9 protein-coding genes are annotated in these 11641 nt (G+C 72.5%); 6 read left to right on the top strand and 3 right to left on the bottom strand.

Annotation, left to right across the window (positions count from 1 at the left end):
• Complete coding sequence (locus tag ACZ55U_RS06575) at nt 1–981, bottom strand: ABC transporter permease (RefSeq protein ID WP_465523101.1); 981 nt, start codon at nt 979–981, stop codon at nt 1–3.
• Between the two features lie 354 nt (nt 982–1335).
• Here ACZ55U_RS06575 and ACZ55U_RS06570 point away from each other — a divergent pair, with 354 nt between their 5' ends.
• On the top strand, nt 1336–3042 hold the full coding sequence (locus ACZ55U_RS06570; protein WP_465523099.1) for an ABC transporter family substrate-binding protein: 1707 nt from the start codon (nt 1336–1338) through the stop codon (nt 3040–3042).
• Between the two features lie 487 nt (nt 3043–3529).
• On the top strand, nt 3530–4756 hold the full coding sequence (locus ACZ55U_RS06565) for a low temperature requirement protein A (RefSeq protein WP_465523097.1): 1227 nt from the start codon (nt 3530–3532) through the stop codon (nt 4754–4756).
• Nucleotides 4757–4857: 101 nt separating this feature from the next.
• Here the strand turns inward: ACZ55U_RS06565 and ACZ55U_RS06560 are convergent, their stop codons facing one another.
• The gene (locus ACZ55U_RS06560) at nt 4858–5835 is read right to left on the bottom strand and encodes a LysR family transcriptional regulator (protein ID WP_465523095.1); all 978 of its coding nucleotides are present in this window, start codon (nt 5833–5835) and stop codon (nt 4858–4860) included.
• Nucleotides 5836–6153: 318 nt separating this feature from the next.
• Here ACZ55U_RS06560 and snpA (ACZ55U_RS06555) point away from each other — a divergent pair, with 318 nt between their 5' ends.
• The 4 genes from snpA (ACZ55U_RS06555) (at nt 6154) to ACZ55U_RS06540 (ending at nt 10880) form a co-directional block, all read left to right on the top strand.
• On the top strand, nt 6154–6813 hold the full coding sequence (gene snpA, locus ACZ55U_RS06555; protein WP_465523093.1) for a snapalysin: 660 nt from the start codon (nt 6154–6156) through the stop codon (nt 6811–6813).
• 313 nt (nt 6814–7126) lie between these two features.
• Nucleotides 7127–7750, top strand: coding sequence for a snapalysin (gene snpA / locus ACZ55U_RS06550; RefSeq protein WP_465523091.1), 624 nt, complete (start codon nt 7127–7129; stop codon nt 7748–7750).
• Nucleotides 7751–7972: 222 nt separating this feature from the next.
• Nucleotides 7973–8632 (top strand): pentapeptide repeat-containing protein, encoded by a 660-nt coding sequence (locus ACZ55U_RS06545; RefSeq protein WP_465523089.1) that lies wholly within the window; start codon nt 7973–7975, stop codon nt 8630–8632.
• Nucleotides 8633–8810: 178 nt separating this feature from the next.
• A complete protein-coding gene (locus tag ACZ55U_RS06540) occupies nt 8811–10880 on the top strand; it encodes a phosphocholine-specific phospholipase C (RefSeq protein WP_465523337.1) in 2070 nt (689 codons plus the stop codon).
• A 50-nt stretch (nt 10881–10930) separates the two neighbouring features.
• Here ACZ55U_RS06540 and ACZ55U_RS06535 read toward each other — a convergent pair whose 3' ends face one another.
• Complete coding sequence (locus ACZ55U_RS06535) at nt 10931–11575, bottom strand: dihydrofolate reductase family protein (protein WP_465523087.1); 645 nt, start codon at nt 11573–11575, stop codon at nt 10931–10933.
• Nucleotides 11576–11641: the final 66 nt, after the last annotated feature.

Genomic DNA, 11641 nt, shown 5'->3' with positions numbered 1-11641 from the left:
TCAGGACCGCACGCGCGGGTCGAGGGCGGCGTGCAGGGTGTCGGCGAGGAAGCCGGAGGCGAGGACGACGACGGCGGTGAACAGGTTGATCGCCACCACCGAGTTGACGTCCTGTTCGTTGATCGACTGGATCAGCCACTCTCCCGTGCCGTGCCAGCCGAAGATCGTCTCGGTGAAGATCGCGCCGGTGAAGATGCCCAGGAAGCTGTAGGCGAACATGGTCGACATCGGGATCACGGCCGTCCGCAGCCCGTGCTTCAGCAGCGCCCGGCGGCGGGTGAGGCCCTTGGCCTCGGCGGTGCGCAGGTAGTCGGAGCCGAGCACGTCGAGCATGGTGCCGCGCTGGTAGCGGCTGTAGGTGGCGAGGCCGCCGAGGGCCAGCGAGATGGTGGGCAGCAGCAGGTGCAGCGCCCAGTCGGCGAGGTGGGTGCCGAGGCCGCCGGTGAGCCCGGGGGTCTCGTAGCCGGTGAACGGGACGACCTCGTGGCCCGCCGCGTCCTTGGCGGCGATCGCGCCGTTCTTGAGGAACAGCGCGACCAGGAAGACCGGGGTGGAGAGCAGCACGAAGGACAGCACGGTGAGCAGCCGGTCGGAGATCCGGTACTGGCGCACCGCGCTCCACGCCCCGGCGGCGACGCCGAGCGCCATGCCCAGCAGGCTGCCGATCAGCAGCAGCCGCAGCGAGACCCCGATCCGGCGGCCGAAGTCGTCGGTGACCGGGGTGTCGTGGATGGTCCGGCCGAGGTCGCCGTGGAGCAGCCCGCCGGCCCAGTGGCCGAAGCGCTCGACCACCGGCGTGCGGTCGTTGAGGTTGAGCGCGGTGAGCTGGCGCTCCACCGACGCGGCAGACGGCCGGGGGACCTTGGCCTCGAAGTAGGTGCGCGGCTGGAGGGCGGTCGCGGAGATCGCGTACGCCAGGAAGACGGCGGCGATCAGCAGCGCCGCGTAGTAGAGCAGCCGTTTCGCCAGGTAGCGGAGCATCAACGGCCGTCCGCGGCGGTGCGGGTGGGGCCGACGCGTCTGGTGGGCATCGAGTGGCCTCCGGTCCGGGCCCCGGTCGGGGCGTCAGATGGTCGCAGTGGCAGGTGGGTTGTCAATGCGGGTGGCGGGCGAGCGGGCAATTCGCAGGTCAGAGTGAAGCACCGGTGCGCTGAGGGGGTGTTGCGGCGGTGTTGCCGCTCGTGACGTCTGGATCAGGTGTGCGTTCCTCCCCCTGGTGGCGGATCTGATCGACTGTTACGTTCTGCTCGCTCGGTGCCGAATTGGCTGCCCACGATCAAGACCCGTCACACCTCGCGCGCCCCGACTCCCGTCATCGACCCCAGGGGGACCCTCATGGACGCTTCCACCACGGCCCGCCGTCTCGGCCGGGCCGCCGCCCTCGCCGCCGCCGTCGTGCTCACGGTCACCGCGTGCACCTCGGGCGGGGGTGGCTCGGCCGGCGACGTGGCCAAGAGCGAGCCACCGAGACAGGACTCCCAGGACATCAACGCCAAGCCGCTGGACCAGCTCAAGGACGGCGGGGAGGCGCGCTTCCAGCTGGACCAGTGGATCACCCAGTGGAACCCGCTCCAGGTGGACGGCGGCTCGTACACCGACACGGTGAACCTCATCCGCGCCCTGGAGCCCTCGCTCTTCCGCACCGACGCGTCCGGCGCCTTCCAGCCGGATCCGGACTACCTGGTGGAGGCCAAGGTCACCTCGGTGTCGCCGCAGGTGATCACGTACCGGCTGAACCCCAAGGCCACCTGGTCGGACGGCAAGCCGCTGAGCTACCTGGACTTCAAGGCGGACTGGCAGGCGAGCAACGGCAAGGACCCGGCGTACAACATCTACGACCCGTCCGGCTACGAGCTGATCTCCGCGGTCGAGCAGGGCGCCGACCCGAGCGAAGTCAAGGTCACCTTCTCGGAGCCGTACGCGGACTGGCAGAACCTGTTCCGCCCGCTGGTCCCGGCGGCCGGCATCGCCACCCCGGACGACTTCAACAAGGGCTGGGTGGACAAGGTCCCGATCACCGCGGGCCCGCTGAAGATCGGCGCGGCGGACAAGACCGCGCAGACCATCACCTTCGTGCCGGACCCGGCCTGGTGGGGCACCCGGGCCAAGCTCGACCGGATCACCTTCCGGGTGATGGACAAGGCCGCGAGCATCCAGGCGTACCTCAACAACGAGATCGACCTCGCCTCGGCCGGCACCGCCGCCGCGTACGGGCAGCTCAAGAACGCCAAGGACACCGTGATCCGGTCCGCCAGCCCGTGGGACGAGGTGCACATCTCCTTCGGCGGCACCGGGGCGCTGGCGGACCAGAAGGTCCGCCAGGCGCTCGGCAGGGCGCTCGACCGCTCGGCGCTGATCAAGATCGCCAACAACGGGGTGCCGGTGGAGTTCAAGCCGCTCGGCAACCACATCATCATGCCCAACCAGGCCGGCTACCAGGACAACTCCGGGGAGTGGGCGAAGTTCGACCCGGCCGCGGCCAAGAAGCTGCTGGACGAGGCCGGCTGGGCGGAGGCCGGCGGGGGCGGGCCGCGCACCAAGGACGGCAGGCCGCTGGAGCTGCACTGGGTGCTCAGCGACGGCACCGCGCAGGCCCAGCTCGACCTCGCCACCGCGGCGGCGGCGATGTGGCAGCAGGTCGGGGTCAAGGTCAGCCTGGACAAGGTGGCCGCCAACGACTACTTCGCCAAGTACGTCACCCCGGGCAAGTTCGACATCGCGAGCTGGCGCAACACCGACTCGTTCCCGAACTCCAAGGGCCTGGCCAACTTCCGCCTGCCGGTGGGCGACAACACCTTCAGCAACCCCTCGCGGCTGGGCACCCCGGAGATCGACGCCCTGCTGAAGAAGGCGGCCGGGACGGTCGACCCGGCGGAGGCCGCGAAGCTCTACAACCAGGCGGACGCGAAGATCTGGGAGCTCGGCCACACCGTCGAGCTCTACCAGCGGCCCGCCGTGGTGGCGACCCGCAAGGGGCTGGCCAACTACGGCGCCTTCGGTCTGGCCACGGAGGACTACAGCAAGGTCGGCTGGGAGAAGTAGCCGCCGTCGGGACCGGGCGGGCCGCCCGGCAGGCGCTGGCGAGCAGCGCGGTGATCGCGAGGCGGGTGGCGGGGACAGAGGAGGAACGGCCCCGCCGCCCCCGCTGTACCGCCACCCGCCTTGACCTTCCGCGTTGCCCGCACGCCACCCGTGTCGTGGGGCCCGGCAGGGCCCGCGCTCTTCCAACCGGGGAAGAATCTAGCGGCGCTCCGGCCGGGCGCGAGGCAGCGCGCGGGACGCGCCCGGAAACCCGCCGCACTGTCACCCGGTTCGCGCACCGGAGCGTCAACTGCGGCTGACAGCAAGGAAAAAAGGGGCATAAGGGGTCATCGTGCTCCGGGGGCGCGCGGGGTTCCCGTTCCGCGCCCGAGCGCGCACACCGCCTCGCCGGTGCGCGCACACCCGCCGCGCCGGTGGGTGTGCCGGGCGCGGAGCGCTGCCAGGATGCGCGGGACGGTCCTCCTTCCCGACCCCCGGAGCAGCTCCGATGGCCAGTGACCCCGCCGCCGCACGACCCCGCAGACACCCCGTCGACCCGCCCCCGGTGCGCCGGATGGTCCCGCGCGACCGCCACGAGCCGCACCGGGTGTCCACCCCCCTGGAACTCTTCTTCGACCTCTGCTTCGTGGTCGCGGTCGGCCAGGCCGGGCGCGAACTGGCCCGGTCCTTCGCCGCCGGGCACTACGGAGCCGGAGTGCTCGGCTACGCCATCGCGTTCTTCGCCGTCTGGTGGGCCTGGATGAACTTCACCTGGTTCGCCTCCGCGTACGACGTCGACGACGTGCCGTACCGGGTCACCACCCTGGTGCAGATCGCCGGGGTGCTGATCCTCGCCGCCGGGGTGCCGCGGCTGTTCGCCACCCAGGACCTGACGCTGTCGATCGCCGGGTACGTGGTGATGCGCCTGGCGATGGTCACCCAGTGGCTGCGCGCCGCCGCCGGTGAACAGGGCGTGGGGCGCAAGGTCGCGCTGGGCTACGCGGCGGGGATCACGCTCTGCCAGGTCGGCTGGGTGGTGATGCTGTTCCTCCCGCACGGCGCCCGGCCGTACGCCATCCCGATCGGGGTGCTGTGCGAGCTGGCCGTGCCGGTGGCCGCCGAACTGCGGATGCGGACCTCCTGGCACCCGCACCACATCGCCGAGCGGTACGGGCTGTTCACCCTGATCGTGCTCGGCGAGACGGTGGCGGCGGCGACCGTCGCGGTGCAGTCGGCCGTGGACGAGCACGAGGAGCTGGGGCGGCTGATGCCGGTGGCGGCGGGCGGGCTGCTGATCTGCTTCTCGGCCTGGTGGATCTACTTCGCCCGGCCCGTCCACCAGCACCTGCGCACCAACCGGCAGGCGCTGGTCTGGGGCTACGGGCACTACCTGGTGTTCGGTTCGGCGGCGGCGATCGGCACCGGGCTGGAGGTGGCGGTGGAGTCGGCGGTGCACCAGGCGGAGATCTCCGAGACGGCCGCCACCGCCACGGTCACCGTGCCCACCGCCGTCTACCTGCTCACGGTCTGGTTCCTGCACTCCCGGCACACCAAGCGGGGCGTGGCGGCCCAGGCGATCGCGCCGGCCGGGGCCGTCCTGGTGCTGGCCTGCACCGCGCTCGGCGGCCCGGGGGTGCTCGCGGCGGGGCTGGTCTGCGCGCTGACGGTGGCGGTGGGCGTGCTGGTCCACGGGTGGGAGAGCCGTCAGGCCGAGCGGGGCCGGCTGGAGCCGTAGGCCGTGACCGGCCGGCCTGGCCCGGCGGGGACCGTGACCGGCCTGACCCGGTTGGGACCGTGCCCGGCCGGACCCGGCGGGGACCGTGACCGGCCGGATTCCTAGCCGGTCCGGCCCAGCAGCACCGGCTCGTGCCGCGCCAGCCAGGCCAGGTAGGCCGGGTTGACCTTGGCCAGATCCAGGTAGGCGGCCCGCAGTTCGCCGTACAGCGCGTCCAGCGCGGGCGGGCTGAGCGCGCACGGGCGCCAGGTGAGCAGCAGCCGGACGGCCAGCGGGTCCCCGTGCACCGGGCGGACCACCGTGCCGGGCCCGGGCAGCGAAGTGGGCTGGCAGGGGCGGACGGCCTCGCCGGAGGCGACCAGCTCGGCGGCGGTCGCGTTGTCCCGCACCTGCACCACCCGGGGGTTGAGCCCGGCCTCGCTGAACACCCGGCGCATCGCCGCGTACTCGTGGTCGGCGGTCGGGTCGACCATCCAGGTGTCCTCGGCGAGGTCGGCCAGGTGGACGACCGACCGGGCCGCGGCCGGGTGCCCGGCGGCGAGCGCGACGAACTGCGGCTCGCGGTCCATCAGCACCCGCTGCGCGGCGTCCGGCGGCACCCGCAGCGGGAAGCCCTCGCTCTCGTACACGAAGGCCACGTCCAGCTGGTCGGCGGCGACCATCCGCAGCAGCGCGCTGGCCGAGATGTCCACGTGGATGGTGGTGTCGGTGTCCGGCAGCCGCTCGTGCACCCGGCGCAGCCAGGCCGCGACCGCCCGGCTGCCGACGCTGCCGATGCGCAGCCGCCGCTGGCGGCCGGGCGCGGCCGAGTCCCGGGCCTCCTGACGGGCGGCGGCCACCAGGGCGGCCATCTCGGTGATCACCGGCCGGGCGCGGGAGAGCACCGAGTGGCCGAGCGCGGTGGGCCGGCTGCCGGTCTGTTCGCGGGTGAAGAGGGCGCCGCCGATGGCTCGTTCGATGCGGTGCAGCTGGGTGGTGAGGGAGGGCTGGGTCATGCCGAGCTGGAGCGCGGCCTTGCGGAGGCTGCCGGTGTCGGCGATCGCGCACAGCACCCGGAGGTGTCTCACGTCGAGCTCCACGTCGGGAGCATAGACGCCGCCCCGCCCCCTCGCCAAGGACATGACAGGCATCACGGCGTGCCGGAGGGCCGGCCGACGGGCCGGTTCGCTCGCCCTGCCGGAGGGTCGGGCCGGTGGCTCCGGCCGCCGGCCCGGCCCTCGTGCGGCGGTGCTATCGCCGGTTGGCATCATCCGTGACGGCCCCGGGCGGGTCGAAGCTCGGTGGACAGCAACCCGCCGCCGGCCACCGCCGGGGCGGTCCCCCACCCGTGCGCCGCCGTCGAGTCAGGCCCCCACCGGCTCCGGCGGGCCGGCGCACCGTGCGACCGGAGACCCCACATGAAGCGATCCGTGCCGTCCGCCGCCCTGGGCCTGGCCCTCGCGGCCGGCCTCGCCGTGCTGCCCACCACCGCCGCCTCCGCGGCGCCGGCCGTCCACGCCGCCCCGGCCGCCCCGGCCGTCCAGGGCTACACCCCCTCGACGTACGCCGGCTCGGCCGCCGAGTCGGCGGACAACCAGGCCTTCTTCCGGGCCGTGATGGCCTCGGCCAAGGCCCGGCAGGCGGCGAACCCGTGGCTGCTGAACGTCACCGTCACCTACGACACCGCGAACGCGCCCTCCTTCACCGGCCAGATATCCCAGGCCGCGCAGATCTGGAACAGCTCGGAGCGCAATGTGCGGCTCCAGCAGACCGGCGGCAACGGCGACTTCTCGTACTACGAGGGCAGCGACAGCCGGGGCTCGTACGCCAGCACCGATGGCCACGGGCGCGGTTACGTCTTCCTCGACTACGCGCAGAACCAGCAGTACAGCTCGGTGCGCGTGGTGGCGCACGAGACCGGGCACGTGCTCGGCCTGCCCGACGACTACTCCGGCCCGTGCAGCGAGCTGATGTCGGGCGGCGGCCCCGGCCCGTCCTGCACCAATCCCTACCCCGACGGCAACGAGCGCAGCCAGGTCGACTACCTCTGGGCGAACGGACTTGCGGCGACGAACTGACGGCTCCGGCAGGTGAGTTCGGCGCGGCGGGCCGCTCGGCCGGAATCGATCGGCCCGCCGCTCCGGGTACTTCCCCGGACGGAGCCTAGCCCCGTCCGGAACGGAAAACCAGGGGCACGAATGAGTCAAGGCGAGGAAAAGACGACTCAAATCGACTCCATAGCAGGGGTATTGGACGGCGTTATCGCCGATTGGCATCATCCGCGCACGCACCGGGTTGCCCGAAGCTCTGGGGACACCACCCGTAGACCCGGGTGCCTCCCCCCGGCCGGCCCCCAACCGGCCACGGCACCCCAGGAACCGGAGCCCCCACATGAAGCGATCCGTGCTGTCCGCCGCCCTCGGCCTCGCCATGGCGGCCGGCCTCGCCGTGCTGCCCACCACCGCCGCCTCCGCGGCGCCGGCCGCCCCGGCCGTGCAGGGCTACACCGCCACGACGTACGCCGGCTCGGCCGAGGAAGCGGCGAACAACCAGGCCTTCTTCCAGGCCGTGATGGCCTCCGCCAAGGCCAAGCAGGCCGCCAACCCGGGCCTGGCGACCGTCGTGGTCACCTACGACGCCAGCTCCGCCCCGTCGTTCCGCAACCAGATATCCCAGGCCGCGCAGATCTGGAACAGCTCCGTCGCCAACGTCCAGCTGCGCTCCGGCTCGGCCGCCGACTTCCGCTACTACGAGGGCAACGACAGCCGCGGCTCGTACGCCAGCACCGACGGCCACGGGCGCGGTTACGTCTTCCTCGACTACGCGCAGAACCAGCAGTACAGCTCGGTGCGCGTGGTGGCGCACGAGACCGGGCACGTGCTCGGCCTGCCGGACCACTACTCCGGCCCGTGCAGCGAGCTGATGTCGGGCGGCGGCCCCGGCCCGTCCTGCACCAACCCGTACCCGAACACCACCGAGCGCAGCCGGGTGAACTCGATCTGGCTGTACGGCTGATCGACGCGGTGAGCGTCCAGCCCCGGCCCGGCCGCCCGGTGCGGCCGGGCCGGGGCGCGTCCTCGCGGGCCGCTGTGGCGGGCCGTGGCGGGCAGAAGGCCGTGCCGTGCCGGGCCGGGGCGTGGGTCCTGCCCGGCCGTGCCGCGACGGGGCGTTGTCGGTGCCGCGTGCGAGCATGCGGGCGAGACCCGTCCGCCGCCCCGACCGCCAGGAGCCACCGCCGTGCCCCGTTCCGCCCCCGACCAGCTCGCCGACCTCCCGTACGCCGACCTGCTGCGCCCGCACACCGGGCCGCTGCGCAGCGACGAGCGCTACGACACCGCACACTTCGACGGCGGTGAGCACACCGACGAGTCGGGCGCCGGAGCGGCCTTCCTGGAGTGCGCCTTCACCGGCGTCGCGCTCAGCGGGGTCAAGCTGCGCCAGGCCCGGTTCAACGAGGTGTGGGTGCAGGCCGGCCGCTGGGTGGCCTGCGACCTGAGCGACTCCGACTGGCAGGACAGCTCCTTCGTCGGCGGGGTGCTCGCCGGTGTCGCCGGGTACGGCTCGGCGCTGCGCCGGGTGGTGTTCCGCGGCTGCAAGCTGGAGGCGGTCAACCTGCGCTCGGCCGTCCTGCGGGACGTCGTCTTCGAGGACTGCCTGCTGCGCGACGTGGACTTCGGGGAGGCGAAGCTGACCGGGGTGTCCTTCCCCGGCTCCACGCTGGAGGAGGTCCGGCTGCGCGGCGCGACGCTGAGCAGGACCGACCTGCGCGGCGCCGTCCGCCTCGGCCTCGTCGATGGCCACCAGGGGCTGCGCGGCGCGGTCATCAGCTCCAGTCAACTGCTTGAGCTGGCGCCGCAGTTCGCCCACGCATTGGGAATCGAGGTCAAGGACCGCTGAGCATCCCGCCCCCTCCGCCCGTTCGTCCGGGCGTCACTCGGTGACGCCCGGACGAACAGTCCGCCAACCCTGCCGCGCGCATCTGGTGGGCGGCTCCGCAGGCGGTGGAGACTGCTGCGCGATCGAGCGAGCCTCGACTTGTGTGCACAACATGCCAGCGAAGGGACGGACCGGGCTGATGGCCGAGTTGAGTCGTAGGAAGTTCGTCACGCTGTCCGGCGCCGCCGCGGCCGGCCTCGCGGTCGCCGGCGCCCCTGGCGCTCCGAGTGCCACCGCCGCGACCGCCACCACCACCGCGCTCAGCACGACCGGCACCATCGCCGACGCCCAGCACGTGGTGATCCTGATGCAGGAGAACCGCAGCTTCGACCACTACTTCGGCATGCTGCGCGGCGTGCGCGGCTTCGCCGACCGCAGCGCCATCCAGATCTCCGGCGGCTACAGCGTCTTCAACCAGCCCAACGGCCTGCTCAGCCGCCAGTACCCGTGGCAGTTCAGCCAGACCAAGCCGGCCGGCGGCGCCGACCCCGAGCGCCTCGCCCAGTGCAACGGGGACCTCAGCCACGGCTGGTCCGACCAGCACAGTGCGTGGAACGGCGGCAAGATGGACTCCTGGGTCGCCGCCAAGGGCAACGTCCGCACCCTCGGCTTCCTCACCCGCCAGGACATCCCGTTCCACTACGCGCTGGCCGAGAACTGGACCATCTGCGACGCCTACCACTGCTCCGTGCTCAGCGCGACCGGCCCCAACCGCACCTACCACTGGTCCGGCCAGATCGACCCGGCCGGCGCGGCGGGCGGCCCGGCCTACGACGGCGGCGACGAGAAGGGCCTGCGCTGGCAGACCTACGCCGAGGCGCTGGAGAGCGCCGGGGTGAGCTGGAAGGTCTACCAGAACGCCGCCGACAACTACGGTGACAACGCCCTCGCCTACTTCACGAAGTTCTCCGGCGCCCCGGCCGGCAGCGCCCTGGCGGTCAAGGGCATGGGCTCGGTGCCCAAGGTGACCGGCCGGACCCCGGACGACATCGCCGCCGCGATCAAGGCCGACGTGCTGGCCGGGACGCTGCCGCAGGTCTCCTGGATCGTCGCCGACCAGGCCTCCTCCGAGCACCCGTACGCCACCCCGGCCGACGGCGCGCACTTCGTCCACCTGGTGATCGACGCGCTCGACGCGGACCCGAACGTCTTCAACTCGACCGTGCTGTTCCTGAACTACGACGAGAACGACGGCTTCTTCGACCACGTCCCGCCGCCCGTCGCCCCGGCCGGCACCCCGGGGGAGTTCTACAACGGCACCAACATCGGGCTCGGCTTCCGGGTGCCGATGATCGCCATCTCGCCCTGGACCCGCGGCGGCTGGGTCAACTCCGAGACCTTCGACCACACGTCGGTGCTGCGCTTCCTGGAGGTCTGGACCGCCGCCCTCGGCAAGCCGGCCACCTGCCCCAACATCAGCGACTGGCGCCGCCGCGTCTGCGGCGACCTGACCAGTGTGTTCGACTTCGCCAATCCGGTGTACGGCCTGCCCGCCCTGCCCGACACCTCGCAGACCATCGGCCTGTCCGCCTGCGGCCCGCTGCCCAACCCGGCCCCGGTGAACAACCAGCTCCCGGTCCAGGAGCCCGGCACCCGCCCGGCCCGCGCGCTGCCGTACCAGCCGAACGCCAACCTGGACCACCTGGAGTTCGGTTCGGGCGGGGTGATGAAGGTCTGGATCGCGATGGACAACAAGGGGGCCGTCGCCACCAAGTCCGCCCACTTCGCGGCCTACGCCAACGCCTACCGCGGCGGCGGCCCCTGGCAGTACACGGTGGACCCGGGCGGCAGCACCAGCGACTTCTTCAACTGCGGCACCAACTTCGGCGGCGGCCCGTACGACCTGACGGTGGTCGGCCCCAACCGCTTCCTGCGCCGCTTCAAGGGCGACGCGACGAAGGCGGGCAAGAACGCGGCGGTGACGGCCTCGTACGCGGTCGAACCCGGCAGCGGCAAGCCGGCGTTGTACTTCAAGCTCGCCAACTCGGGCGCCACGCCGATGACTTTCACCATCGCCTCGAACAACTACCGCACGGACGGCCCCTGGACGTACCAGGTCCCGGCCGGAGGCAGCGTCAGCGACTTCTTCAACGTGGTCGCGCTCGCCAACGGCTGGTACGACTTCACCGTCACGGTGGACGTGGACGGCAGCTGGTCCCAGCGCTTCACCGGCCACCTGGAGACGGGCGCCCCCAGCGTCACCGGCTGAGGCCCGGACGTCGGCCCCGCCACCCCTCGTCGGGTGGCGGGGCCCTCGGATCAGCGGCGCCAGAAGAGGTGGTGGGTCACACCGCTCGGGCTGGGGACGACGTCCAGGTGGTAGCGGTCGAGCAGGTCGTCGGGGGAGTCCCAGAGCTTCAGGCCGGTGCCGAGCTTCACGGGGGAGACCGCGATGTGCAGGGTGTCGACGAGGCCGGCGTCGAGGAACTCGCGGATGGTGGTGACCCCGCCGCCGAGGCGGACGTCCTTGCCCTGGGCCGCTTCCCGGGCCCGGGAGAGGACGGCGGCCGGGTCGCCGCCGACGAAGTGGAAGGTGGTGTCGGAGAGCGTGAAGGACGGGCGCTCGTGGTGGGTCATGACGAACACCGGCGTGCGGAAGGGGGGTTCGTCGCCCCACCAGCCGCGCCACTCGTGGTCCTGCCAGGGGCCGTGCTGGGGGCCGAACTTGTTGCGACCCATGATCTCGGCGCCGATGTTGCGGGCGAAGTCCCGGGTGAAGTAGTCGTCCAGGCCCCGGCTGCCGCCCGGGTCGGTGCGCATCGGCCAGCTCGCCGTGGCACCGGCCCAGGAGAACAGCCGCTCGGGCCGGTCGAGGCCGAACGGGAGCTCGAAGCTCTGGTGCTCGCCGGCCGCGACGCCGTCGCTGGAGACGTTGAAGTTCATGACTCTGAGCAGTTGTTCCACGGCGGGGGCTCCTGTCGCGTCGGTGCGTGCGGCGGGGTGCCGCACACCATGACGTCGGAGCCGACG

It is taken from the genome of Kitasatospora sp. NPDC034533 (assembly GCF_055575155.1).
The sequence above is the reverse complement of the archived record's forward strand: the minus strand, read 5'-3'. Positions and strand labels throughout refer to the sequence as shown.

Excerpts from the sequence above, each read along its gene's own strand:
- ACZ55U_RS06575 (WP_465523101.1), bottom strand. The coding sequence starts at position 981 with ATGCTCCGCTACCTGGCGAAACGGCTGCTCTACTACGCGGCGCTGCTG.
- ACZ55U_RS06570 (WP_465523099.1), top strand. The coding sequence starts at position 1,336 with ATGGACGCTTCCACCACGGCCCGCCGTCTCGGCCGGGCCGCCGCCCTC.
- ACZ55U_RS06565 (WP_465523097.1), top strand. The coding sequence starts at position 3,530 with ATGGCCAGTGACCCCGCCGCCGCACGACCCCGCAGACACCCCGTCGAC.
- snpA (WP_465523093.1), top strand. The coding sequence starts at position 6,154 with ATGAAGCGATCCGTGCCGTCCGCCGCCCTGGGCCTGGCCCTCGCGGCC.
- snpA (WP_465523091.1), top strand. The coding sequence starts at position 7,127 with ATGAAGCGATCCGTGCTGTCCGCCGCCCTCGGCCTCGCCATGGCGGCC.
- ACZ55U_RS06540 (WP_465523337.1), top strand. The coding sequence starts at position 8,811 with ATGGCCGAGTTGAGTCGTAGGAAGTTCGTCACGCTGTCCGGCGCCGCC.